23 protein-coding genes and 1 CRISPR repeat array are annotated in these 25,845 nt (G+C 42.2%); of the genes, 18 read left to right on the top strand and 5 right to left on the bottom strand.

Annotated elements, in window-relative coordinates:
* Positions 1 to 163 precede the first annotated feature (163 nt).
* Positions 164 to 844 (top strand): hypothetical protein, encoded by a 681-nt coding sequence (locus PY364_RS25605; protein ID WP_275570529.1) that lies wholly within the window; start codon positions 164 to 166, stop codon positions 842 to 844.
* A gap of 39 nt (positions 845 to 883) precedes the next feature.
* Positions 884 to 1,480 (top strand): GNAT family N-acetyltransferase, encoded by a 597-nt coding sequence (locus PY364_RS25600; RefSeq protein WP_275570528.1) that lies wholly within the window; start codon positions 884 to 886, stop codon positions 1,478 to 1,480.
* Positions 1,481 to 1,520: 40 nt separating this feature from the next.
* Here PY364_RS25600 and PY364_RS25595 read toward each other — a convergent pair whose 3' ends face one another.
* On the bottom strand, positions 1,521 to 3,458 hold the full coding sequence (locus PY364_RS25595) for a serine/threonine-protein kinase (protein ID WP_275570527.1): 1,938 nt from the start codon (positions 3,456 to 3,458) through the stop codon (positions 1,521 to 1,523).
* Between the two features lie 189 nt (positions 3,459 to 3,647).
* Here PY364_RS25595 and PY364_RS25590 point away from each other — a divergent pair, with 189 nt between their 5' ends.
* From PY364_RS25590 to PY364_RS25565, 6 genes are read left to right on the top strand one after another with little or no spacing between them, the layout of a single operon-like run.
* On the top strand, positions 3,648 to 6,329 hold the full coding sequence (locus PY364_RS25590) for a type I restriction-modification system subunit M (protein WP_275570526.1): 2,682 nt from the start codon (positions 3,648 to 3,650) through the stop codon (positions 6,327 to 6,329).
* On the top strand, positions 6,326 to 7,615 hold the full coding sequence (locus PY364_RS25585) for a restriction endonuclease subunit S (RefSeq protein ID WP_275570525.1): 1,290 nt from the start codon (positions 6,326 to 6,328) through the stop codon (positions 7,613 to 7,615). Before PY364_RS25590 ends, PY364_RS25585 begins: the two co-directional genes overlap by 4 nt.
* Before the next feature lie 8 nt (positions 7,616 to 7,623).
* Positions 7,624 to 8,526 carry a nucleotidyltransferase gene (locus PY364_RS25580; protein WP_275570524.1) on the top strand — a complete coding sequence of 301 codons (903 nt, stop codon included), beginning with the start codon at positions 7,624 to 7,626 and terminating at the stop codon, positions 8,524 to 8,526.
* The gene (locus tag PY364_RS25575; protein WP_275570523.1) at positions 8,523 to 9,173 is read left to right on the top strand and encodes a hypothetical protein; all 651 of its coding nucleotides are present in this window, start codon (positions 8,523 to 8,525) and stop codon (positions 9,171 to 9,173) included. The genes PY364_RS25580 and PY364_RS25575 overlap by 4 nt, the downstream gene beginning before the upstream one ends.
* A 17-nt stretch (positions 9,174 to 9,190) precedes the next feature.
* The gene (locus tag PY364_RS25570; protein WP_275570522.1) at positions 9,191 to 12,322 is read left to right on the top strand and encodes a type I restriction endonuclease subunit R; all 3,132 of its coding nucleotides are present in this window, start codon (positions 9,191 to 9,193) and stop codon (positions 12,320 to 12,322) included.
* Positions 12,323 to 12,342: 20 nt separating this feature from the next.
* Positions 12,343 to 13,026, top strand: coding sequence for a SprT family zinc-dependent metalloprotease (locus PY364_RS25565; RefSeq protein WP_275570521.1), 684 nt, complete (start codon positions 12,343 to 12,345; stop codon positions 13,024 to 13,026).
* Between the two features lie 76 nt (positions 13,027 to 13,102).
* On the opposite strand, the gene PY364_RS25560 is transcribed toward PY364_RS25565, so the two are convergent.
* Both PY364_RS25560 and PY364_RS25555 read right to left on the bottom strand, forming a co-directional pair.
* Entirely contained in the window at positions 13,103 to 14,029 is a 927-nt protein-coding gene (locus PY364_RS25560) for a HEAT repeat domain-containing protein (protein ID WP_275570520.1), read from the bottom strand.
* Between the two features lie 64 nt (positions 14,030 to 14,093).
* Positions 14,094 to 14,492 carry a protein kinase gene (locus tag PY364_RS25555; protein WP_275570519.1) on the bottom strand — a complete coding sequence of 133 codons (399 nt, stop codon included), beginning with the start codon at positions 14,490 to 14,492 and terminating at the stop codon, positions 14,094 to 14,096.
* 172 nt (positions 14,493 to 14,664) lie between these two features.
* Here PY364_RS25555 and PY364_RS25550 point away from each other — a divergent pair, with 172 nt between their 5' ends.
* Positions 14,665 to 15,492, top strand: coding sequence for an NADPH-dependent oxidoreductase (locus PY364_RS25550; RefSeq protein WP_275570518.1), 828 nt, complete (start codon positions 14,665 to 14,667; stop codon positions 15,490 to 15,492).
* A 48-nt stretch (positions 15,493 to 15,540) separates the two neighbouring features.
* On the opposite strand, the gene arfB is transcribed toward PY364_RS25550, so the two are convergent.
* Both arfB and PY364_RS25540 read right to left on the bottom strand, forming a co-directional pair.
* Positions 15,541 to 15,957, bottom strand: a complete 417-nt coding sequence (gene arfB / locus PY364_RS25545; RefSeq protein ID WP_343278863.1) for an alternative ribosome rescue aminoacyl-tRNA hydrolase ArfB — start codon at positions 15,955 to 15,957, stop codon at positions 15,541 to 15,543.
* Positions 15,958 to 16,066: 109 nt separating this feature from the next.
* Positions 16,067 to 16,681 carry a hypothetical protein gene (locus PY364_RS25540; RefSeq protein ID WP_275570516.1) on the bottom strand — a complete coding sequence of 205 codons (615 nt, stop codon included), beginning with the start codon at positions 16,679 to 16,681 and terminating at the stop codon, positions 16,067 to 16,069.
* 189 nt (positions 16,682 to 16,870) lie between these two features.
* Here PY364_RS25540 and PY364_RS25535 point away from each other — a divergent pair, with 189 nt between their 5' ends.
* From PY364_RS25535 to cas6, 9 genes are all read left to right on the top strand, one after another.
* Positions 16,871 to 17,215 (top strand): hypothetical protein, encoded by a 345-nt coding sequence (locus tag PY364_RS25535; RefSeq protein WP_275570515.1) that lies wholly within the window; start codon positions 16,871 to 16,873, stop codon positions 17,213 to 17,215.
* A gap of 21 nt (positions 17,216 to 17,236) precedes the next feature.
* Entirely contained in the window at positions 17,237 to 17,485 is a 249-nt protein-coding gene (locus PY364_RS25530) for a hypothetical protein (protein ID WP_275570514.1), read from the top strand.
* Positions 17,486 to 17,500: 15 nt separating this feature from the next.
* On the top strand, positions 17,501 to 17,704 hold the full coding sequence (locus PY364_RS25525) for a hypothetical protein (RefSeq protein WP_275570513.1): 204 nt from the start codon (positions 17,501 to 17,503) through the stop codon (positions 17,702 to 17,704).
* A complete protein-coding gene (locus PY364_RS25520; RefSeq protein ID WP_275570512.1) occupies positions 17,691 to 17,915 on the top strand; it encodes a hypothetical protein in 225 nt (74 codons plus the stop codon). Before PY364_RS25525 ends, PY364_RS25520 begins: the two co-directional genes overlap by 14 nt.
* Before the next feature lie 169 nt (positions 17,916 to 18,084).
* On the top strand, positions 18,085 to 18,360 hold the full coding sequence (locus tag PY364_RS25515; protein WP_275570511.1) for a hypothetical protein: 276 nt from the start codon (positions 18,085 to 18,087) through the stop codon (positions 18,358 to 18,360).
* 179 nt (positions 18,361 to 18,539) lie between these two features.
* Positions 18,540 to 20,739: direct repeats of the CRISPR family, unit length 37 nt; unit sequence GTTTCAGTCCCGTTGCCGGGATTCTATTAATTGAAAG.
* A gap of 390 nt (positions 20,740 to 21,129) precedes the next feature.
* On the top strand, positions 21,130 to 22,938 hold the full coding sequence (locus PY364_RS25510) for a hypothetical protein (protein WP_275570510.1): 1,809 nt from the start codon (positions 21,130 to 21,132) through the stop codon (positions 22,936 to 22,938).
* A gap of 131 nt (positions 22,939 to 23,069) precedes the next feature.
* Positions 23,070 to 24,032, top strand: a complete 963-nt coding sequence (locus tag PY364_RS25505) for a DevR family CRISPR-associated autoregulator (RefSeq protein WP_275570509.1) — start codon at positions 23,070 to 23,072, stop codon at positions 24,030 to 24,032.
* Positions 24,013 to 24,789 carry a hypothetical protein gene (locus tag PY364_RS25500; protein WP_275570508.1) on the top strand — a complete coding sequence of 259 codons (777 nt, stop codon included), beginning with the start codon at positions 24,013 to 24,015 and terminating at the stop codon, positions 24,787 to 24,789. The genes PY364_RS25505 and PY364_RS25500 overlap by 20 nt, the downstream gene beginning before the upstream one ends.
* Positions 24,767 to 25,804 (top strand): CRISPR system precrRNA processing endoribonuclease RAMP protein Cas6, encoded by a 1,038-nt coding sequence (gene cas6, locus PY364_RS25495; protein WP_275570507.1) that lies wholly within the window; start codon positions 24,767 to 24,769, stop codon positions 25,802 to 25,804. The genes PY364_RS25500 and cas6 overlap by 23 nt, the downstream gene beginning before the upstream one ends.
* Positions 25,805 to 25,845 lie beyond the last annotated feature (41 nt).

Here is a 25,845-nt window from a genome sequence, read left to right as displayed (position 1 = left end):
CTGAAGATAAACTTTTGTTGCTGCGCTCTGGTGGAAAGCCTAGTCCGGTGGAGCTTGTGAAATTAGCTGCGGCGCTTGGTTGGGAAGCTCAAAAGTTAATCGATCTGTATCAGCAAAGTTTTCCGTGTGAATGCGAACAGAACCTATAGGGAGATAAATAATTATGGAATTACACGAATATTTACCAGATGGCTGGAGAGTAGAGCTAAACAACGGAACACCATCAATTATCGCTCCTAGCCAGCAAGCTGCTGATTGCTGGCTAGAAAGACTTTGCCAGGAGTTAGTTCAAACGGCCGAAAATTTAGGCGGCATCGTTGAGCTGCGCTGGCCCAGCGCGGTGCGTGGCTATCAGTTCGATTCAAAGCTTAAAGCGATCGCTAATACTGAATCGAGCCAACCCCAGAATTCCGTCATATCTACGCCCAAAGAAATCGGAGCCGCCGTCCAAAAACTCTCCCCTGCAACACCGATAGAACAAAGCCAAATTGATTTTGCGGCGCTTTACGGGAGTTCTAACCCAGTCTACATCCAGCAAATAGCCGATCAGCGGATATTGTTTGCTAACGGAGCCGCGCTAGCAGCTCAGCAAAAAACGGCAGCGGAGCTAATTGGATCGGACGGCAGTGCTCTGGACGATCAAAGCGAGTTGGATAAAATGCACGAATATTTATTACGCGATCGCGTTATTGAACAATACGAATTTCCTGGCTGGCGATTTTACAAGGACGATTCTGGGATGTGGAGGCGCAAGCGCATGATTTTCATTGAAAACTTCACTTTTGTGTCGTTTCTTGGCGAAGTTTGTCGAATCGGCGAAGTCTTAAGCGCCCAGACAGCTTAGATGTGAGGTGAAACTTAGGAGCGATACTATATGAAGTAAATGCAGTATAAAGTTGAAGTTGTTAATTCAAGCACTTTTCCCGAACGCCTCTCTTCCTTAATCGAAATTTATCAGAACATTTTTGCTGAACCCCCAGAATTTCAGCAATGGAGTAATTCTGATTTGGAACAAATTCTAAGTTCCTATTTAAAAATGGGGAAGTTGGCGGTTGCGATCGCGCCCGATCATCAAGTTGTAGGCTTCTGTGCAAGCATTCCATTTAAGGGGAGTAAACTATGGAAAAGCTCGGCATTATTTTCTAATAATTCTGTTTCCCTCTCCGCAGATTTCTTTCAGGAGTGCTTTCAAATTGATGTTGAAAATTTAGATTATATTGCGGACTTGGGCGTAGTAAAAGCGTTTCGGCATCAGGGTGTTGGCACTCAATTGATGAAGGCGATAAGTGCTCTGAAAGAGCAGCCAACTTTACTGCGGGTTTCTGTATGCCGCCCAGAAGCTTACGCATTGTATTATAAACTAGGTTTTCGCGATATGGGAGTGAAACAGTGGGCAGAATATCGGCGTATTGATGGTACTATCAAACCTTCGGAAAAAATATTAATGTTTCGGTTTAGCGCGGGAACAGATTTTAGTTAAACTCGCAGCTCTCACTTAAGGTGAATTGTATATTTTTGTATTATTTCCACAGTTTTATGCTGAAATCCTGACTCCCACTAGCTAAAATTTGACCATCAGAGCTAATAGCTAAAGAGGTGACAGGTGCTAAATTCTGAGTGAGGGTTTTAATTTCCTCCCCAGTCTCTAAGTTCCAAATTTTGATACTTTTATCTTCGCTACTGCTAATAAGAGTGTACCCATCTGGGCTTATTACGACAGACAAAACAGAGGCAGAATGTCCGGTTAAAGTACGAAGCAGCTCACCATTGCTCAGGTTCCATACTTTAATTTGTTTGTCTTGGCTACCACTAACAAGAGTCTCTCCATCTGGGCTAATTGCTACACATAACACAGGAGCAGAATGATCAATGAGTGTGTGGTTAGGCCAAACAATAATACTACAATCCTGACTACCACTGGCTAGTATTTTTCCGTTGGAGTGAATTGCTAGGCAAGTAACGCCATTAGTATGTCTAGTGTAAGTGTGCGTTATTTGAGCTGTTTCAATATTCCAAAGCTTGATAGTTTTATCCGAACTACCGCTAAATAAAACTGAATTCTTTTTTGGGTGAAAAGCGATGCAAGTTACAGGCTTTGAATAACCAGAGAGAGTTTTAATTTCTTGCCCATTTTTTAAGTTCCACAATTTAATAGTTGCATCAATACTACCACTTGCCAAAGTTTCACCGTCTGGGCTGATGGCTACAGAAGTTACGCTTGCTGAGTGACCTGTAAGTGCGTAAATTTCTTCGCCTTCAATAAGATTCCAAACTTTGACGATCTGATCGTCACTCCCACTAACAAGAAACTGCCCGTCTGGACTAATAGCCAAGCAACGTACAGGCCCTGAATGTCCAGATGATAAATCCCCCAATGTGCAGTCTAAGGAAACTTTTTGCCAATCTATCGAATTTTGCAATGCAGGTTGAAAAGTTTCATAGTAATGTTGAAATCCCTGGTAAAGATCAGAGAAAAGTTGTTCATTCCTCTGCATCCTTTGCATTTCTTTTCGCAATCGATATCTTTCTGGCGTAATGGCTACAGTAGGATGCAAAATTTCGTCAATTTCTTTGAGCCGTTGCAAAATAGCCTGGGCATCAGTAAAGCGCTTTTGAAGAACTCGCGCCATAAGTTGGTCGATAAACTCTGCAAACACAGGTGAAATATGGGGTGCTTCATCGCGCCAATTCTCTAATTCATCAGTGTAGAGGTCATGTTCGTAGGGATTGTGGAATTCAGTAGGATGCTTTCCCGTTAGTAAATAGACAAAGGTACGACCCAAGGCAAAGAAATCAGATTGTGGGGAAGCTTGACCATTATATTGCTCCAAGGGAGCATAGCCAGGGGTATGAATAGTCGTGATTTGCTCCGCTGCGTGTTTCCCTTCGTAAGTGTTGGTAATTTCCCGCACCGTTCCCAAATCAATTAATGTTAACAATCCATCGGGAGAAAGCATGATATTGGACGGCTTAATATCCCGGTGGAACAACTGATTTTGGTGGAGGTCGCTGAGGATATAAACTAACTCCTCTAACCAATAACGGGCTATTTTTTCACTGATAGGCTGATTCTTCCGCTGGGACATCCAATTTTGCAAATTGTCGCCTTCAATTTTCTGCATTACAAAGCAATGCACTTGTTCCTGACTGTTACCATCCGTAAAGGTAAAATACTCCTCACCTTTGGGAATTCCTAAAATATTGAGGCGACATAGAACTTCGGCTTCCCGCTTGAATAGTTCTACAGCCTTGGGGCTGTTTTTAATCAAAACTTTTAGAACTTTCGGAGGTCGCCCGCGATCGCTTACTTCATAAGTTTTGCCAAAGCCACCTTCTCCCAGTAAATGGATGGCGCGATAGCGCCCTTCTAGCAACAAATTAGAACCACAGCTAGAGCAACGTGACAAATTATCGGTATTTTTCGGATTGGAGCAATGAGGATTAATACACAAGCTCATCTTTGTAATTTGGTGGGAGTAGAATCTGGTCAACTGGACAAGGCAGCAAAAGCGAGTCCCTATTCTGCTACAGTTATAAACTAACACAACGTTTTATAATGTGTACGTTCAGGGATGGCGCAATGCGATCGCCAAAATATGACTTACACTCGATCGCTTAGTAAAACTTAAGGAGTTGGAAAAATTACCTTGCAGCAAGATAAGATTACTCTCAGTCAATTAGAGAATTTTCTCTTCAAATCCGCCGATATTCTGCGCGGTAAGATGGATGCTTCAGAGTTCAAAGAATTTATCTTTGGAATGCTATTTATTAAACGCTTGTCGGATGAATTCGATCGGAAGCGTAACGAAGTTAAAAAAACCTATACTCATATTGATGACCCGAAATTGTTAGCGGAACTGTTGGAAGATAAAACTTCCTATGGCGAGACGTTTTTTGTGCCACCCCGCGCCCGTTGGCACGAAGCTTGGTTAGATGAAGATGGTAATCAAGTGCCGCCACTGAAGCATCTCAAGCAAGATATTGGCAATATGCTGAATAAGGCGATCGCGGCGGTAGAAGATGCCAATGATGCCTTAGCGGGAGTATTAAAAAACAATATTAATTTTAATGCTATTAAGGGCAAAACCAAGATTCCCGATCAGAAGTGGAAAGACTTACTCGATCACTTTAATCAGCCTAATTTTGTATTGGTTAACGATAACTTTGAATTCCCCGATTTGCTAGGGGCAGCCTATGAGTATCTGATTAAGTATTTTGCCGATAGTGCGGGTAAAAAAGGGGGGGAGTTTTATACGCCGTCTGAGGTGGTGCGGCTTTTGGTGCAACTGGTTAAACCAGAGGCGGGCAATACAATTTACGATCCAACTGTGGGGTCAGGAGGCTTTTTAATCCAATCTTATCAGTATGTGGAAGAACAGGGGCAAAACCCGAATAATTTGGCTCTGTATGGTCAAGATTCTAATGGTACGGTTTGGTCAATTTGCAACATGAATATGATTTTGCACAACATCAGCCGTTTCACGATTGAAAATGGGGATACACTCGAAGATCCACAAATTTTAGAGAATGGTCAAATTCGGAAGTTCGATCGCGTTTTGGCTAATCCTCCTTTTTCCCAGAACTATAGTCGGGCTAGTTTGCAATTTAGCAATCGGTTTTGGGAGTTTTGCCCTGAGACGGGTAAAAAAGCCGATTTGATGTTTGTGCAGCACATGATTGCTAGTCTGAAACCTGACGGACACATGGCGACAATTATGCCGCATGGGGTGTTATTTCGAGGGGGTAAGGAGAAGCTGATTCGGGAAAAGTTAATTGAGAATGATGTCATTGAGGCGATTATTAGTTTACCGTCAGGGTTGTTTTATGGCACTGGGATTCCTGCCTGTGTTTTGGTGGTGAATAAGAACAAACCCGATGAATTGCGGGATAAAATTTTATTTGTGAATGCCGATCGCGAATTTGCGGAGGGTAAGGCTCAGAATAAGTTACGCCCTGAAGATATTGAGAAAATTGATTTTGTGTTTACCCACAAAAAGGAGTATCCCAAATATAGCCGTTTGGTGAGTAAGCAAGAAATTGTTGAGCAGCACGATTACAATCTGAATATTCGCCGCTATGTGGATAATACGCCCGAACCTGAACCCGAAGATGTGACGGCTCACTTGATTGGTGGGATTCCCCAGTCGGAAGTTGCAGCCCAAGCGGTAGATTTTGCCCGGTTTAAGGTGGAATCTAAGACGTTGTTTGGGCCATTGCGTGAGGGTTATTTGGCGTTTGTAGAGGCGATCGCTACTAAGTCTACGATTAAGGCTACGTTGGAAGCGGATGCTAATCTCCAAAATACTATTAATCAACACTATGAGGCACTCTTAAACTGGTGGCAGGTGGCACGGGATGATTTTGCTCAGTTGGGCGAAGGCAAGAAAATGCCAGAGGTTCGGCGGGAGTTGCTGACGGGGTTAAAGGATAAGCTGATTGGGTTGGGGGTGTTGGATGAGTTTCAGGCGGCGGGGGTGTTTGTCAATTGGTGGCAACAGATTCGCTATGATTTGAAAACGATCATTAATACTGGTTGGCATCATACCCTGATTCCTGATGAGTATCTGATTGCGGCATTTTTTCAGGATGAGGTGAGGGCGATTGAGGATTTGGAAGGGCAAATTAGTGGGACTCAGGGGGAACTGAGTGAGGCGATTGAGACGGCGCAGGAGGTGGCGAGTTATGAATCAGAGGAGGATGAGACGGTAACGGCGACTTCGATTAAGAAGGTGTTGAAGGATTTGATAGACGATCTTATGGATGATATTAATAATGTGCTAAGTATTTCGGCGGCGCGGGAGTTGGCAAAGTATAAGGCTGAATACGAGGCGATCGCCAAGCTTGAGAAGCAGATCAAGGAGTTGAAGGCGGATGTCAGGGAGAAGCAGACAGAGTTAGATATAAAGTTGCGGCTAAAGCGGGTTGGTGGGGAGGAGTTTCGAGCAGAAACTGAGGGATTGATTCAGCAAGTGATGGCGGAAATGGCGGGGCTAAAACCTAATGACAAAGATGATAAAGGGAAACTGGCGCGGTTGACTAAGGATAAGGAGGCACTAAAGAAACGGCTGACACGCATTGATGGGTTATTAGTGGCGATTGGTGGGCAGTTGACGACAGAGGAGGCGAAGGGGTTGATTTTGCAGAAGCTCTATGATTGGGTGAGGGAGCAATTAACCCGCTATTTGAATGGGGCAAAAAGGGCGCTGATTGCTTTAGTTGAGAAGCTTTGGGATAAGTATGCGGTTTCTAGTCAGGAGTTGGAGGCAGAGCGAGAGGAGACTTTAGCGGAGTTGAATGATTATTTGAGTAAGTTGGGATATTTGGCATGATGAAAAATTGGGATATTAAAAAGCTGCGCGATCTTGCTGATATACGAGTTAGTAATGTTGACAAAAAAATCTATCCTAGCGAACGCCCTGTAAAGCTTTGCAACTACATGGATGTTTATGCAAATGACTATATTACTGGTTCAATTCAGTTTATGAAAGGTTCTGCAAATGATGCAGAGCTTGAGCGATTTGGTTTAAATATTGGAGATGTAATTATTACCAAAGACTCAGAAACTCCTGATGATATTGGCATTCCTACCGTTATATATGAGCAAATAGATAACTTAGTTTGTGGTTATCATCTGGCACTAATTCGGCCTGACAATGAAAAAATTGATTCTATCTTTCTCTCTAAATATCTTTCAACTTCACGAGTAGCTAATTATTTTGCCCTTCATGCTAGTGGTTCTACACGCTTTGGGCTTCCCATTGGAGCGATTGAGTCGGTTGAAATTTTAACACCGCCAAAAGAAGAACAAAAACAAATTGCTACGGTTCTTTCGACCATTGATCGCGCGATCGCCCAAACCGAAGCCATCATTGCCAAGCAGCAGCGAATCAAAACCGGACTGATGCAGGAATTACTCACCAAAGGCATCGACGAAAACGGCAACATCCGCAGCGAAACCACCCATGAGTTTAAAGATTCCGCGATCGGGCGTATTCCCGTAGAATGGGAAGTAAAAGAATTACGAGAAGTATCCCTAATTATTGACCCAAATCCTAGTCATAGGTATCCACCTTCATCTGATATCGGTGTTCCTATTGCTTCAACAGAAAATTTTGTTGGAGATAATGATTTTGACTTATCTGTTTCAGAAAAAGTACCTTTCTATGTTTTCGAGCAACAAAATCAAAGGTGTAATTTTTCCCAAACGGATGTAGTTTTTGCGAGAAAAGGAAGACTCGGTTTTGCAAGATATTATGGTGAATCAGAAAAAGTATTTAGCCATACAGTAGTTATCTTTAAGAAACGTGATGAACAGCTATTAGAATCACATTATCTTCTATGGCTTGTGAGATTTCGTGATTTTTTTGACCAACTTGATAAGCGAATGAATAGTAATAGTGGTGTTCCAACTCTTGGAGTGCAATTTCTTGGATCTGTACCCGTTAGAATCCCTAAACTATCTGAGCAAATTCAAATATGCTCAACTCTTGATTCATTAGAAATGAGGATTGAAGAAGAAAAAAGAAGTCTCTCAAAACAAAAACGGCAAAAAACTGGACTTATGCAAGGCTTACTCACGGGTAAAGTCCGCGTTACCTCATTGAACAAGGAGTAAATTGGTGTATGAATATAACAGAGGATACTTTCATATCATGGTCTAAAGGACCCTCCAAAACGGAATCTGAGAAGTGTGATAATGCAGAAAGACTTGTGCGTAAAGCAATAAAGGCTGATGCAGATATTTCATATCTAGATATTTCTGTTTTTGCCCAAGGTTCTTATCGTGCAAGAACAAATGTTAGGCAGAACAGTGATGTAGATATTTGCATTTGTTATAACTCAGCATTTTTTCCAGAGTATCCTAAAGGCACTATTAAAGAAAATTTTGGAAATTTTGATAGCAATCTGTCTTTTTATGACTTTAAAGATATAGTTGGTAAGGCTCTTGTCAATTATTTTGGAAAATCTGGCGTTACACGTGGCAACAAGGCTTTTGATGTCCATCAAAACACCTATCGAATTGATGCAGATGTAGTGCCAACATTTGAGCATCGGTGTTATACTGGGGAAAAAAATTCAGACGGTACTCATAATTATCTTTCAGGTGTAGCATTTAAGCCGGACAAAGGAGGTTTAATAAAAAATTGGCCCCAACAAACTTACGATAATGGTATTAGTAGAAACCTTAGTACAAATCGAAAATATAAACGGCTTATCCGCATCCTAAAACGACTGCGAGACAAAATGCAAGACGAGAACATAGTAGAAGCTAAAAACTGTCCTTCATTTCTTATTGAATGCCTTGTTTGGAATGCTGATATTAAAGCATACCAAAAGGAAACATACACTGAGATTCTTCGATATATTATCGCAGATGTCGGGAATCGAACAAGTAATGATGCAGATTGTTCTGAATGGGGCGAAGTCAATGAGTTAAAATACCTTTTCAGGACTTCTCAACCTTGGACACGTAAGCAAGCAAATCAATTCCTCCAAGCAGCCTGGGATCGAATAGGGTATCTATGAAAAATTTTAAGACTAAGCCTTTTGCTTATTTTATCTTCACTCTGTTTGCAATTTGCTTTGCTGCGATTGCACTAATAACAAATGAAGAAATAGTTGATGTCTGGAGTACAGTAAAGATAGCCTACAAAACAATTCCTATTCTGTTAATACTATGGCTAGGCTTTACTAAATATGCCTGGAAGTGGTCGGTATTTCAAGCTTGGCTTGTGCCATTTCCTTATATCGAAGGAACGTGGCAAGGAAACATCCAAACAACATGGAAAAACCCAAAAACAGGTGAAATACCCGGTCCGATACCCGTAATTCTAACAATTAAACAATCTTTTTCGAGAATCAGTTGTGTTATGCGAACGGCAGAGATGACTAGCAGCAGCCATTTCGCAGACTTTTGGTTAGATAGCGATGAGCAGTTACGGAAGCTTGGATACTGCTATGTAAGCAATCCTTCAGTATCCGTTGCAGAACGTAGTCAGCCTCATCAGGGAACAATTGTTTTAGATATTATTGGTAATCCTGTCAATAAACTTCGTGGTACTTATTGGACAAGCCGAAAAACAACAGGTGAAGTAGAGTTAATATTTCACTGTAGAGAAAGGCTTGATGAATATCCAAATGACCTCGGAGAACATCCGATGAAAGACCAATAAAAACTTTCCACAACGTTATGCCTACTCTAGATAAAACCACAACCGCTATCAAACTTGACGAACGCAACCACGTCGAAAAGCCATTGCTAGATCAATTAACTGGCTTAGGCTGGCAAGTACGCGACCTCGACAAACACCAAAAACCCCAAGATAGCGATCGCGAAAACTTCACCGAAGTCGTCCTATTGCCAATTTTGCGCCAACAACTTCAGGTAATTAACCCTTGGCTCGAAACTGACCAAATCGAAGAAGTCATTAAACAACTTATCGCTAATTTCCCCAGTAATAACCTCCTCGAAAATAACCGCCATCTCTTCACCCTACTCCAAGAAAATACCAGCGTCTCCGAAAATCGCAAGACAGGCGAAAAAAGCCCCACTGTCAAATTTGTAGACTTTACTCATACCAGCAATAACTGCTTTATCGCCATTTGCCAATTCAAAATCCGCATTCTCGGCACAGAACACCACATCATTCCCGATATTGTCCTATTTCTCAACGGCTTACCCATCGTCGTCATTGAGTGTAAATCCCCCAAAGTACACGACCCAATCCCCGAAGCAATAGACCAACTAATGCGCTACAGCGAACAGCGCGGAGCCAAAGGCGAAGGCAGCGCCCCTCTGTTTTGGTATAACCAGTTTCTAATAGTTACCTGTCGTAACGAAGCCAAATTTGGCACCATTTCCACCCACATCGAAAAATACTTTTATCGTTGGGCAGATCCCTACCCGCGCACCCTTGAAGACTTAGCTCATGGAGCCAGTAGCCCCAACGATCAGCAACGCCTCGTAGCGGGAATGCTTGACCATAATAACCTCCTAGAAATCATCCGCAACTTCACCCTCTTCTCCGTTAGCGACAAAGGCGAAACTATCAAAATTGTCGGGCGCTATCAACAGTTTCGCGCCGTCAAAAAAGCCGTGCAGCGCCTCCTAGAAGGCACAACTGGGCGATCGCGTAGCGGCATCATTTGGCATACCCAAGGCTCAGGCAAGTCCCTCACCATGATGTTTATGGTAAGAGCTATGTACCGCCATCCCAACCTCTCCCAGTGGAAAGTGGTATTTATCACCGATCGCACCCAATTAGAGCAACAATTAGCAGAAACTGGTCAAAACATCGGTTTCACCGTCAAACCCGCCGACAGTATTGCCAAACTTAAGGAACTCCTGCGTAGCGACTCCTCGGATCTCGTCATGGCAATGATCCATAAATTCCAAGAGCGTGACTTACAGGAAACTTTTCCCGAACTTAACCCCAGCACCAACATTCTAGTAATGACCGACGAGGCACACCGATCGCAATATAGCCTCCTGGGAGCCAATCTCGACAAAGCCATCCCTAACGCCTCTCGCATTGGCTACACCGGAACCCCGATCGACAAAACCGAGCGTGTTTTTGGCGATTACATCGACAAGTACACCATGCGCCAATCAATTGCCGATAAAGTCACTTTAGAGATAGTTTACGAAGGTCGTACCCATAACGCAGAAATACCAGACAAATCAGGTATGGACAGCGCTTTTGCAGATGTTTTTAGCGAATACAACCTTACCGAGCGCCTTCAAATCTTGGGCTATGGTTCCCGCGATGCTTACTTAGAAGCTGAATCAACCATTACCGCCAAAGCCAAGGATATCATAACCCATTATCTGCAATCAATCTTTCCCAATGGTTACAAAGCCCAAGTCGTAGCCACCTCTCGCGAAGCCGCCGTCCGCTATAAAACTCACCTCGATCTTGCTCTAACCAATACCATTACTCAACTAGAAATATCTAACCCCCATAATCTCAACCTCGAACGCCTCAAAAAACTCAAAACTGATGTAGTTATTTCTGGTAATAACAACGATTTACCTCACCTCAAAGCATACTCTAACTCTTCCAAACACAAGACTACCATCAAAAGCTTTAAACTACCCTTTGATAGCGAAGATAGTGGGATTACAGGTGAAATCGGCATTGTCATTGTTAACAATATGCTATTGACAGGCTTTGATGCCCCTATCGAACAGGTGATGTATCTCGATAAAGTTATCCAAGCTCATAGTTTGTTACAGGCGATCGCCCGTGTTAACCGTGTCGGTGGTGCGGATAAAGAAAAAGGCTTTGTTGTCGATTATGTAGGCATTGGGCATCACCTCAAAAAAGCACTCGATAACTACGACGAACGCGAACAAAAAGAAGTCGAAAACACCCTCAGTTTTCCCGAAGCAGAAATTCGCCAGTTAGAAGCAGACCATCGGGCGATAATGGAAATGCTTGCCGAAAATGGACTAACTGACCTAACCGATGTTGATGCCTTTTTCGATCTATTTTACGATGAAGACATTCGCTTTGAGTTTATTCTAGCATTCAAACAATTTACTCGCAGCCTTAACTTAGTTTTCCCCGCTAAAGAAGCCCTTGCGTTTATGTCTGACTATCAGGTATTAACTAACATTAACCTGCAAGCTAGCAATCACTTTCGTGATTCTCGCCTGAGTATGAAAGGCATCCCCGCAAAACTACGAGCAATTACCGATGCTTACCTAATTTCCCAAGGTATCGATCTCAAAATTAAGCCGATTTCTATTTTAGATGATAACTTTGAGCGTGAAGTCAGCAAGCGCGATCGTGCTAAAACCAAAGCTGCCGTCGTCGAACACGCTATTCGTCACCACATCGATATCGAACTAGATGATGACCCCGACCTACAAGCCTCTTTTGCCGCCGCCCTTGCAGAAATCCTCGAACAATTCAAAGACAATTGGCAGGCAATCTACGCAGAGTTAGAAAAGCTACGTCAGCGCCTTAAAAATGCCGAAAACGAGCCTACTTATGGATTGCACAAGAAAAAACAAATGCCATTTTTTCGGATGTTCAAAAGTGAATGTTTTGGCGATACAGAACTGGATGAAAATCAAATTGCCCAGAACGTAGCACTAACTCAACAAGTGTTTATAGTAATCGAACAAGAATTGCAACTAACTGGTTTCTGGGAAAGTATTCCAGCCTGTAATAAACTCAAGTCTGAGATTCAAAAAATCCTGTTATCACCTGAATTTATAAAATTACCCAACATCTTTCAAAATCGCAATCAGATTATTTCGCGAGTAATGGAATTAGCTAAGAAAAATAATGATACAATTTTATACGCGGATTAAACTAGACTGACTCAACTAAAATGAAACTTGACTACGAGATTGTCTATTCTCCTAAACGCAAAAAGCTAACTATTACTGTTGAGCGAGATCGCTCTATTGTTGTTAAAGCACCCACTGGCACAGACCTCGAAAAAATTCAGGAAGTTGTAGAATCACGAAAACTATGGCTTTATGAAAAAACCCACCACGAACAAAAGTATCATCCGCCTCTCTCCCCACCAGGGAAAGAATTAGTTAATGGCGAGTCTTTGCCTTATTTGGGGCGTAATTATCAATTAGAACTATCAGATAGTAGCGAAGAAATTCAATTTATTAATAATCGTTTTTTAGTGCCCAAAGCACAAGCAAAGCAGCGCGGTGAAGTTTTTAAGAACTGGTACATCCAACAAGCCAAAGAAACGATTTTACCTCGCGTTCAACTTCATGCAGTACGTATGGGTGTAGAGTTTAACCTAGCAAAAATCACCGATAGCAAATATCGTTGGGGTTCCTGTACGTCCAAGAACAACGTAAATTTCAACTGGCGACTGATTAAAGCCCCCATGTTTGTCATAGATTATGTGATTGTTCACGAATTAGCCCATCTGTTAGAAAGTAATCACACTTCAACATTTTGGAATATAGTCGCCGTCCAAGTCCCAAATTATCAACTTGCTAAGAACTGGTTACGCGATAACGGTAATGCGTTAGAAGAAGACTTTTAGATAGCAAATACAGCGATCGCTATCTTAAGAGAATCATACACAAAACTTCACATTTTATCATATTTTACCCGTATCACTATCCCCGTTTTACCCACTCCAATTTCTGCCCCGCGTAAATAGCCTGCTCTGACCATTCACTTTTTATTTGAGGAGGTGTATCCATAGTCCTAAATACATTCCACGAAATTCTAATATCAGGCTTGTTCTCTTCTTTTTGTTTATTGCGTTGCTCTTCTCTAGCAAATATTACATATTCCTCCCCGGAAGTTTCTTTCCCATCCCTTGAAAACTTTATTTCTTTTATATCATATCCAATCGCTTTTAAAGCCTCAAGGGAAGCAAGAATAACCGCGTCTAATTCATTTCCATTTATAAGTTTTAGTAAATCTGGGATCGCTTCTTGAGCATCTTGCCCTATTCGTCCCAAAGCATAAGCACTATAAGCCCGAATCTCGGTTTCTTTAGCCCCTAATTTCTTAATAAGGGCAGGAATAGCATCTCGTGCTTCTAAACCAATTTTTCCAATAGTGACAATAGCGCACCAGCTTATTACTGGATCTGCATCTCCAACAGCCTCTATGAGTTCGGGTACTGCTGCGTTATTCTCTGCACCAATTCTCCATACAATATTAGCAGTGCGTCTCCTAATTTCAACAGACTCATTTTTGTCATTCATTACTTTTGCAAGAAGTGGTGCTGCTGAGCCGATCTGACTTAAAGTAGACTCGGCAGCCCCAAAAATTATACCATCTTTTTCTTTTAAGTAATTGATTAGATCGGGAATTGCATTGTTTGCCTTATCTTTATATTTAGCTAACTCATTTATAGAAAAAACACGGATGCCGATATCGGATTCAGGCGATGAATTAACTCGTAATTGGTTAATATTTTTTTGTTCCCGCTTTCCATCTAAATAATTTTGTCCGATCGGAGAATCTAGCAGTTCCAAAAACTCTTTTATTGAATGAGGTCGATCTTCAGGTTTCAATTCTAACCCTAACATAATTGCTATGTTTGTATTGCTACTAATTTGCGGATTGATTTCTTGTGGCTCTTTTAGAGGGCAATTATGAACTGCTCTGGAGTAGTGCGTCTCCAACTTGATGAATATACACTATTGCTTTAGGTTCTTTTAGTTGTTTACCATTTAAACTTTCGCCTTCAATATACTCCATAACTATCCCTATAATATTGTTATCTTCTTCTAGTATTTCGTAAACCTTAACAATATTAGGATGCTCAACCGTTTTTAGCTTTAATGCTTCATTCAAGAAATTATTCTTGTTTTTTGAGTAATCGGTCTGAATTGGATCGAGGTCTTTTAAAATTTTGATTGCCATCTTATCACCCCCTCTGTTTTTGGCAAGATAAGTGATTGCAAATCCACCCCTCCCAAGCTCTTTCTCAATCGTATATTTACCTTGTAAAACCTGTCCTGGAGTTAACATTTTATCATTCATGGTCATGGCTTTAATTTGTTAGAGAGATGTTTCCCTGTTTCAGGCCTGCGGGTGTGAAATGCAGGCGCGATCGCCTAACCCTAGAGATGCTCTAATGAATTAGATAAGGTAATGAGGTGGATGTAGAACAAACAGGATTGTTTTACTATACCCATGTTGAGCCAATTTGCCCTACTTTATGAATACTCCCAACGCAACTGATTTAATTCGCGATCGCTACGGCGTAGATACGTTCAATCCCGATAGTCTCTGGAATGAGACCTTGGCAACCCTGCTATCCCATCGTTCGGTTCGTGCTTATCTACCTAACCCCTTACTGCCGCAAACCCTAGAACTTATGGTCGCTGCCGCCCAGTCTGCCGCTACCTCCTCCAATCTCCAAACCTGGAGTGTCGTAGCAGTCGAAGATCCTGCCAGGAAGGAAACTCTGGCTCAATTGGCAGGAAATCAAGCTCATATCCGCCAATGCCCATTATTTTTGGTATGGTTAGCAGACTTAGCACGACTGCATCATCTGGCTATGCAAAGGGGGCTACCTGCCCAAGGATTAGATTATCTGGAAATGTTTGTTACAGCAACCATCGATGCAGCATTGGCAGCCCAGAATGCAACGATCGCAGCAGAGTCGTTAGGGTTAGGCACGGTCTACATTGGTGGAATGCGAAACCATCCCCAAAGTGTTGCCGAAGCCCTCAAATTACCGCCTCACTTATTTGCCGTCTTTGGTTTGTGTGTGGGCTATCCCGATCCAGCAAAACCAGCCGCCGTGAAACCTCGTTTACCGCAGGCTGCCGTTTTACATCGCGAAACTTATAATCTTACCCAACAAGAAGAGGCGATCGCCCAGTACAATGAAATTATGCAAAAGTTTTACGAATCTCAGCAAATGAACGTCGCAGGCGATTGGGTTGAGCATTCAGTAAAACGAGTAACAACAGCGCAAGCATTAAGTGGGCGGGAGCGATTGAAAGAAATGTTGCAAAAACTTGGATTCCCACTACTATAACAAGTCGCATTTATTCAACATTGAAGTTGATAATTCAAGTAAATATTGTTACTCATCATTAACTTTTCCTCGCATCATTTTAATCTGACTTCGCTTAGTTTTGCTATCCAGACGCTTTCTTTGAGAACTACGAGTTGGTTTACTTGTTTTGCGAGGTTTGGGGACGGAGATCGCACTTTTAATCAACTCTTGCAGTCGTTGCAATGCTTCCTCCCGATTTTGTTCTTGGCTGCGATGTTCTTGGGCTTTAATAACAACTACCCCTTCCTTAGTAAGGCGCTGGTCGTTGAGTTTTAACAGCCGTTCTTTGTAGTGTTCAGGTAACGAGGAAGCCATAATGTCAAAGCGCAGGTGAATAGCGGTAGCCACTTTATTGACATTTTGGCCTCCTGCCCCCTGAGAGCGAACTGCACTCATCTCAATTTCATGTTCTGGAATCGTAACAGTGTGGGAAATTTGCACTATATTTATTCGGATGCTATGTCTAGGATAGTACAGAAATGCTCCTTTACCTTTTCCCGCTTTACTGCTGATTTCTGTATGCCGCCCCGAAGCTGGCGCATTATATCAGAAACTAAGAGTTTTGGAGGCGCTGGGACAATTTTTGCAGCACTGAAATGGCTGTCCAATTGCCCTTTTTAGCAGCTTCTACATACTGTTGCAGTAAGTCTTCTGTGACGAGTCGATCGAGCCACTGCACTAATTCCACCAATTCTAGTTTTTGCTGTTCGCTGTGTCCAGCAAATAGTTCAAACATTCCTAAACGCTGAAACTGTTCGAGGTCAAAACCTGCCATATCAAGAGCAATTTGTTCTGACAATTGAGAGAATTCTTCAGGGGACAGATTGGGCACTGGTGGGTGTTGAGTCTCTAAAACTTTTTCGACTTCTGCATAGTCACCTACGTACATTTTCTGTTCCAGACAATCGCACAAAATTGCATGAGTGGGCGGTAAATCATCAGAACCCAGGTGGTATGACTCTAAATGAATCGCTAAAGCTGGATGTTCAATTAGCGGTGAATATACCCCAAAGTAACTAAAAGTTCCCAATCCTCTGCCATCGAACCAGGTTGCTTTGCTGCCCCAATAAGCGATTGAAAAATATCGGCTATTACCTACAACTCCTACCATTTTGGACAACATAGGTGGTAGGGGAACCGATAATAAAGTAAAATTGTGTTCATTCATAAAAATTCCCAAAATCGCCCTTAAGAAAAGTAGAAAATCTGCAAGTCACTCCCCATAGCGGCGATAGCCGCCTCAACCTAGAAACCATAATATCTTTATAGCCTTATATGGAAACAATAAATCCTCAGCTACAAAAGCGTCAAAGCTTTAGCTTTTGGGAGTTAGTGTTTTTCATTTAAAGGCAAACAAATGATTGGCGATTATTACTTTACAACAGGAATATTGATTTATCAGCGATATCCTGGTACGGATAGTTCATGGATAGCCAAAGTTGAATTTGAAGACTTGGGCCATGCTCAACTTGGTAGTATGAAAGGCTCCTTGTCAACCAAGTACCGAACTAACCTACTAGATAGTGTAAAAACTGTTTATGATGATGCTCAAAAACTTGGTATTGAAATTAAATGGGTGCCGGGAGAAAAGCCGCATTTATATGTGAAACAGTTGGATTTAAACACTCCCGAAGTTTGGCAAGAAATAAGAACTGTTGCTAATGAAATTGGTTTGGAACCTGTTGACTGTTTGCCTAGCTAATTTGAGTGTAGGAGCTTGAAATTGAAAACGATTAAATATGCAATTGCATTAGCTCATTATTCTGTTGGAATAGCAACGGAAAATGGTCAAATAATTTGGTTTCATAGTTTGGATGAGAACAGAATCAATTGGGTTGACGAATTTGAAGATGCTCAACTGTTCGATTCAAAAGAGATTGTAAAAACAACAGCTAAAGAATTGATACGTATCAAAGGCGAACTTGTGGCTATTGTCTGTGTAAATTTTACTGATGAAACTAATGAAAGGTAGTTACAAAGTTGTTCAATGGCAAAACAAGTAAACTACAAAATTCTCAATAGAAACGGTAAAGGTTTTATTTGTTGTGGAGTTTTGTATCCCGTTGATTTAGGATTAACCGACAAAACTCCCAATTCAATTCTTTTAGTCACCGCTAAACAATTGATTGAGTCAAAGTTTAAAAACAAGGTTGTTGATGTAACAATTGAGGGAAAAGATGATGAATCGTAAAGATTTAATAACTTATCCCGTCCAAGCTAAACCTTGTAGAACTTGTCCATTTGCAGGTTCTGAACCGGTGAGATTATCAAACAGCCGCTATCAGCAGATATTAAGTAATCTCGTTAATAGTCAGCAGCATCTTTGTCACTCAGCCGATAACAAAGCCATCTGCCGAGGCGGTAGAGATACAGCTTCGATGGCTGTTTCGATGGCTGTATAGCATTGGTGCTTTATCCGAGCCTACTGATGAAGCTTTTGATGCGGCTATCAATGAAACATTGAACAAATAGATTTACAACTATAGCGTAAATAACGGTCGCTCCGTCATTTAAGTCATGCTCTATGGTCTTATAAATTCCAATGGAATTGAGGCAGTCAAATCTAAAGAGATGCTCACCCTCAAAGAAATGCAGGATTTGGTGGGTATTCAAGGGGAAACCGCTTTTATTGAAGCTGTCTATCGTCAATTCACAGACCAAACAATTGTATTAATTTGTGATGATGAATTTCTACTCAAAGGTTACAAACCAAGTTGTAGAACGAGAACGGGTTTGGTACTTCATGGTCAAGTCCTGGCGTTGGCACTTTCTACTACTGAACCAGATTTCTGCTTGTTAACTGAACGGCAATTTCAAATAGTAAAAGCAGAATTAAAAGTAATATAAGTTCTCTGAGAATTGAACTATTTTGCCCCTAATAAGGGGCTTTTTTTATGCTTATCTCAATAAGCTCAGACTTTTTTGAGCCAGTTCAGACCCGAAAACATCCTCCCTGCAATGGTTTGGGGGCGCTTGTCGCCCCCTGAAGGTCTGATGTCTAGGGGGTCACTTGACTCTATCCAGTTGTTTCAGTCCCGTTGCCGGGATTCTATTAATTGAAAGTGCAAGACGCGATCGCCCCACACATAGAGTTGGTTCGTTTCAGTCCCGTTGCCGGGATTCTATTAATTGAAAGACACGGAGCGAGGTAGCGGTCGGATAGACGACTTTACCGAGTTTCAGTCCCGTTGCCGGGATTCTATTAATTGAAAGCTGCAATAGCTGTCGCTTGCCCTTCATTCTCTACAGTCTCTTTGATGTTTCAGTCCCGTTGCCGGGATTCTATTAATTGAAAGGCTGAACTTATGAGCCGATGTGACACTGAACACGGATGTTTCAGTCCCGTTGCCGGGATTCTATTAATTGAAAGCCTTGCCCGTATGGGGTAATAGAAGACACACTCTGGGGTTTCAGTCCCGTTGCCGGGATTCTATTAATTGAAAGTATGGGTCTGGCATATCAACGCCAGTTTTTAGTTCCGATGTTTCAGTCCCGTTGCCGGGATTCTATTAATTGAAAGCTATGTCCCCTAACGCGGCGCAACAAACATCAAGGTTTCAGTCCCGTTGCCGGGATTCTATTAATTGAAAGTTGGAACTCAGGCGATCGCTATGCAGAGTTTCATGTTTCAGTCCCGTTGCCGGGATTCTATTAATTGAAAGATTGATTCAGAAAGTTGAACATTGTTTAACAAGTTTCAGTCCCGTTGCCGGGATTCTATTAATTGAAAGGCAGGTCACAAAGACGGCCGGATGATTTTGCAGCATGTTTCAGTCCCGTTGCCGGGATTCTATTAATTGAAAGTAAGTAAGCAAGCTCGGAGATTTTATGGTTGGGGAGTTTCAGTCCCGTTGCCGGGATTCTATTAATTGAAAGCAGCGACTGGGCGATCACAACTCTCACGCCTGATACGTTTCAGTCCCGTTGCCGGGATTCTATTAATTGAAAGTAGAAAGTAAAAGGATTGAAACAGGAGATTAAAGATGATGTTTCAGTCCCGTTGCCGGGATTCTATTAATTGAAAGATGGAAATATTATATGTAGTTTTGTATTAAGAGATTTCCGTTTCAGTCCCGTTGCCGGGATTCTATTAATTGAAAGGTCTCTGTTGCGGACTCCAGTAAGTAGCACGTTTTCCAGTTTCAGTCCCGTTGCCGGGATTCTATTAATTGAAAGCCTTGGAGAAGAAAACGCCTCTGGGGGAGCCAAGGAAGTTTCAGTCCCGTTGCCGGGATTCTATTAATTGAAAGTCGCCTGTCCCAGAAAAATTTGGGTTTGAGGGACACATATAGTTTCAGTCCCGTTGCCGGGATTCTATTAATTGAAAGCCAAAAAGAATTTTCTTCTGGCGAAACTGCGGTTGATTCTTGAATGTTTCAGTCCCGTTGCCGGGATTCTATTAATTGAAAGCATCTGCTGCTAGTTGAGCCATTACAGCAGAGAATGGTTTCAGTCCCGTTGCCGGGATTCTATTAATTGAAAGCAGGCAGTCAAGGTGGTAAACTAGAACCAATCTCAGGATTGTTTCAGTCCCGTTGCCGGGATTCTATTAATTGAAAGTGTATGGTTGGGTAAATACTTACTTGAACATGAGTTTCAGTCCCGTTGCCGGGATTCTATTAATTGAAAGATGCCTTTTTTTATCCTCTTCTCCTAGATCCTTATTTGTTTCAGTCCCGTTGCCGGGATTCTATTAATTGAAAGATGAAACAATATTTCTACATATCCTATTTTTGCAAAGTTTCAGTCCCGTTGCCGGGATTCTATTAATTGAAAGTACTACGAAGACGCTCGCTCGACTGCTCGTGGAAGCTTCGTTTCAGTCCCGTTGCCGGGATTCTATTAATTGAAAGCACAACAATAACAATTCAATCTAAGACACCTTAACTATTGTTTCAGTCCCGTTGCCGGGATTCTATTAATTGAAAGTTTCGTTTCCCCAGCTATCACGGATAGCAAGTTTTTGGTTTCAGTCCCGTTGCCGGGATTCTATTAATTGAAAGGGACGAAGTGCCTAAAAATCAACGGGTCTGCGGCTTGTTTCAGTCCCGTTGCCGGGATTCTATTAATTGAAAGCATGGTTAATCATTGTTGATTTAGTTGATTAGGTTTGTTTCAGTCCCGTTGCCGGGATTCTATTAATTGAAAGTTGGTTATGACCCAAATTGCTAGCCACAATTGTATTTTTCGTTTCAGTCCCGTTGCCGGGATTCTATTAATTGAAAGTCCGCTGGCTGAAACCCAGACAGACAAGGCATCCTGAAGCCAGTTTTCGTGAACCTCAAAAACACCTTCATTTCAGCCGACCTTATTGCTAGTAAATCGCAATAAATAGACGACCTCAAGCGTGTAAACTATTCTCTTGTCAAGGTTCTAGCGATTTTCGTGAACCTCCCGAAGAAATCGCCCTCGCTTCGGTTCACGAAAATCATAGTAAACCCAAAACATCTCCCTTGTCAAGCCTCTTTTTCAAATTAGTCGTCTAAAGACGACTTTCTCTATCAGGCAGGGGTTTCAACCCCTGACTGATTATGGATAAAATTTTCGATAATTCATTGGAACTCTCCCTTTCCAGGGGGGTGTATGATAGCAACAGCAAAATAAAAAACCCCAGGAATGATTAACCAACTGTTCGTTCCCAAACCATTCAACACATACACCGACACCTTTCTCCTATTGGGATTAGCCCAAATCGCCGCCGATGCCCTCCATCGCACCGGCCAAAACCCCACCATCCAACTAATAGATAAAGGCACTCATGCCTGTATCCAATTTGCCCGCGCCATCAACCTAGAAATCATCGCCCAACTGGATTATACCAATCCCTTCCCCCCCGTGCGCGGACAGAAAACAGATTGGGACTCAATCCCCCCCGAAACCACCTACTTTGATGTCGTCAAAGAAGTAGAAAAACGTAAACTTTATCGCGACTATCGCTATCAAAATAGTGGCAAAACCCAATGGACAGAAGAATCACCTAAACCCCCTGATGCCAGAACCCAAAATGGAGCCATATTAGTTTCCATGCGCCACGATCGCAATCATAACAGCTTATGGTTAGAAAGTTGGCATCTGAGACAAAACTATGGGAACTTAGTAGCTGGATTATTCCATAGCTTCAGCGACCCCAATAGTTTAGCACTTCCTGACAAAATCCAGCTAGTTGCTGACTGGTTTCAACAACAAACCGGCAGTAAATTACCAGCACAAGCAAATGCCGTCAAAGTTTATTTACCCACCACCGTTCAAGGAGTCAGCCGCATTAAAGCCGATAGTAATAAAACTGACCCTCAAAAAACCGATTGGTTAAGTTTATGGCTAATAGCTAATGGCTTATTTCAATTTGCCCTAGCCGAACGTATTAAAATCGCCGAACGCACTTATGACTGGCGCGTAATTGCCTTAGAACCCAAAGAAATCACCTTTGAAAAATACCGAGAAATCCTCGGCAATCTCCGACAATTTAACCCTCCCGGCGGCGGTCATGGCATTGCTAGATTTGATGCCGAATTAGTGTTAAAATTCTGCCAACAACTCTTAGAACATCATCAAGCCCAAGCCCAAAATAGACCCGAAGATCCCTTTGATTTTTTGGGCAAACCAGTTAATAATTTTGTCGGCAACTTTCGCGGCACTCATTTTGGTTCCAAAGGGCAAGTTTATGGAGTTAAAGAACTCTTTACCCTGGGACTTCCTGGTTGGATTATTCCCGAAAGTTATCAAGATTTACTCGCTTATCTGGAGGTATTACAAGAACATCTATCCGTCATTGTTTCCCTTTCCGCCGAAGAGGGACAGAGTGAAATTCTCGCAGCCTATCGAGATTTTATCACGGGAACTAACCTGCAAAACTTCTTCCGCTTTCAAGTTAGTTATGCCGATTTTGTAGTCAAACGTTTAGCCGATTCCCAAGCTAGAAGTCCCCGCCTATTCTCAGTTAACGGATTGAATATTATGACTAAAAAAGATGCTGACTTTACCAAAATCACCCAAGACCCCAGCTTTCTAAGAATTGCCAAAGCCATTAATCAAGCTACCGTTTATGCAGGCAAAATTCAAACCCAAGAAGGAGTGAAAGAATTAGACTGGCAGCGCAATTATGGTTTAGCCCAACTCTTAAGCACTCAGTCAGGTTCCAAGAAAGATTTTATCAGCGCCATCGCTGACTTCCTAGGGAAATATCAACAGGAAAACCTCCGACTGCAAGAGGGATACTTAAAGCAAGGTAAGCGCTTAATGCGAGTGCAACCTACCAAGGAAGACTTAGACAGATTAATCGAAATCATCCATCAATTCGATACCGTATTAGTTGCTAATTTACTAATTGCCTACGGCTATGCAAAGTGGTCAAAATCGAAAGATGAACCCCCAACAGACACCGATACAACTAATGATAATACCGACGAAGAACCAGAAGAACTGTAGGGGCGGTGCCCCCGTGCCCGCCCAAACCCCAGAAGAAACGTAGGGAAAGTGCCCCCGTGCCCGCCCAAACCCAAGGGGCAACCACAGGGGGATTGCCCCTACAAAAGATAGAAACATAAGGAGAATTAACCATGACTAACCAAACAATTCCCGTTTATTCCATTTCCATCAGCGGCCAAATTTCCTTACAATTACACGCCCTCAACAATGAAGGCAACGAAGGCAATCAATCCCTCACCCGCCGTTACTATATCGTCCAAAAAGGCGACCCCGAACCTAAATTTGTGAATGGCATTTCTGGCGATATGTTCAAACATATTCAATCCGAACATTTGCATCGCATCGCCCTCGAAGAAGGGCTAAGTTTATCCGAAGGTGGCAAACGATTTGACCCCGACCGCATCGGCTATGATATCGACCATAACTTAGGGCTTTTTTCTGACCCCAATGGTGACTTATCCAGCAAGACTAACCAAGTTTTGCAACGTTGCACCATCAGCGATTTAGAAGGCTTTATGGTGACAGAAAAGAAAGGACAAACCCTTAAACGGGAGTCAGTAATTGAATTTGGCGCTGTCGTTGGTTTACCCACCTTTGTCAAAACTCAAAGCTATTTTCATGCCAAGTATGGTGTCGATAATCCTACACCTTATAATGTGCAAATTAGTTCTGGTTTATATGCCACAGTTCTCAACTTAGAGGCCTTTCGGATTGGCTACAATCCCCACACTTTTAAGTATGCCATTGATGTCGCTACTCGCAAAAAACGTCTCAATGCCTTACTCAAAAGCGTACTTTACACCTACTTGCAACCCAATGGAGCCAAGCGTAATACAAATTTACCCCATCCCGACCATTTTGAAGGTGTAATTAGCGTTACCACCCGCCGCTGTCCCGCACCGATGATTAGTCCTTTGGAGGAAAGTTATCACCGTCAAATTGAAAGTATTGCTAATACCCTAAATCGGTTAAATGGTGAGGGGACAGTACATTTATTTCCCTTTAGCAACATGGCAGAATTTGCCGAACGCATCCAAACTTTAATTGCCGTCGCACAACCTTGGGAGAGTGACAATGCCGAAACAATTGAATAAATCAAAAAATCCCGTCATCCCGCCTCTACCAGAGGCGGAAATAGGGAAAAATTTAAACCAATGGCTAACAGTTAGCTACCAACCCGTAAGTTTATTTTCCCTCAAACGTTCCGATGCTACTAGCATGGCCGCCCGGTCAAATTTAGTCCCGACTCCCTACGCTATCAAAATGGCTTTGTTGAAGGTATTATTAGAAGCCGAAGGTCTAGCACATTCTACCAACTTTGATGCTTGGATAAAAGACGAATTTGCCTGGATTCGGGACTTACAAATTTTTCTGCAACCTCCCGAACGTTTGCTAGTAAATCGCAATGGCTACAAACTTCGCTACTATGACCAAACGGCGGATAAAGCGGATAAAAATAAACCTACTTTAGCGATACAAGATGGTTTTGTGTTTCGAGAGTGGGTGTATTTAGATGGAAATTTGCAGCTTTGTTGTGGCCCGACATCTCAGTTAAATCAGTTAGAGAAACTATTGGCTCAAATTAACTATTTTGGCAAACGAGGTTGCTTTTTTCAATATCTCCCAGAGGCAACGGAACGCACTCATAACCCCCAATTTCAACCAAGTTTAAGCCAAAGTTTTACAGTACAACCAATGGATGATTTAGGTGCTAATACTACCTTTAATAAAATCAATCCTTTTTCTACAACCAAGGCTCAATTAGACAAAGACCGGATGATTCAACCAGGCTTTTTACCTCTGGAATTAATAGCGAGTAGTGCGCGATATGACCTTTACCAAAGAAAATAATTCATCAAATCAAAATAATTCATCAATTGCCGGAATTAGGCTAGTATTGCAGCCAACTAGCAGCATCAATGCTACTCCTTTAACTGATTGGTTATCGGAGTTAGAAACTTCTCCAGTTTTGGTTCCCTTGGCCAAACAACAGGGAGTGCAGAAGGTGATGGCAGTGACGGCTAATGCTAAGAATTATCCGGTGATAATGCAGCAAATTATTCAAGAAATTAGCTGTCGAACGGTGTTAGAATGGCAGGGAAGATGTTATGAATTAACTGGCATTGAAGTAGATAATCACCAGCTTTATGTCCTAGAAATTCCCTTTTTTGCCTCTGCACCTTTGCCACCCACGCTAGGACGGGCGCTTCATGCTCAATGTCTCCAATGGTTAGGACGTGCTGACCCAGGTTTAGCTGAATATTTGCATAATGCCGAGTTTTTTCCAATTACTTTGGTGATGAAACCTGGGGCATCTCGGACGCAAATGTTTTTAAGGATTGGGTTACTACAGGGTAATTTATTGGCTCCTTTGTTGTGGGGTATGAGTCAAGATATGAATGTAGATGTGGCTTGGACGGGGATTGATTGCCGTTTGGGTAAATGGATAGAAATTAAGCAATCTACCACCTTTGAAGCTTTAACTCAATTGCCAACTCAACGGCTGATTCATCTGGAGTTTTTTTCACCGACTAGCTTTAAACAAGGTCAAAAAATCCAACCCTTTCCCCTGCCAGAATTAGTGTTTTCTAGTTTGCTGAGAAAGTGGAATATGTTAGCCCCTGAAAATCTGCAATTTCCTTTAATTGAATGGCAGGGATTGACGGCTGCTTATGATTTAAAAACCTTGGCCATGAAGATGAAATCGGGGGCAGAAATTGGGGCAAAAGGATGGGTAAAGTATGAATTTTCTGAGCCAGAACAAGCGAAAATAGCGACAATTTTAGCTCATTTTGCGGCCTTTGCTGGGGTGGGCCGCAAGACAGCAATGGGGATGGGACAAACTCGATTAATTACTTCTAATTAAACACAAATACGTAACGCCGCCCTCTGGGCGTTAACATACCG

It is taken from the genome of Kamptonema sp. UHCC 0994, from assembly GCF_029167235.1.
In the GTDB taxonomy this organism is placed as follows: domain Bacteria; phylum Cyanobacteriota; class Cyanobacteriia; order Cyanobacteriales; family Microcoleaceae; genus Kamptonema.
The sequence above is the reverse complement of the archived record's forward strand: the minus strand, read 5'-3'. Positions and strand labels throughout refer to the sequence as shown.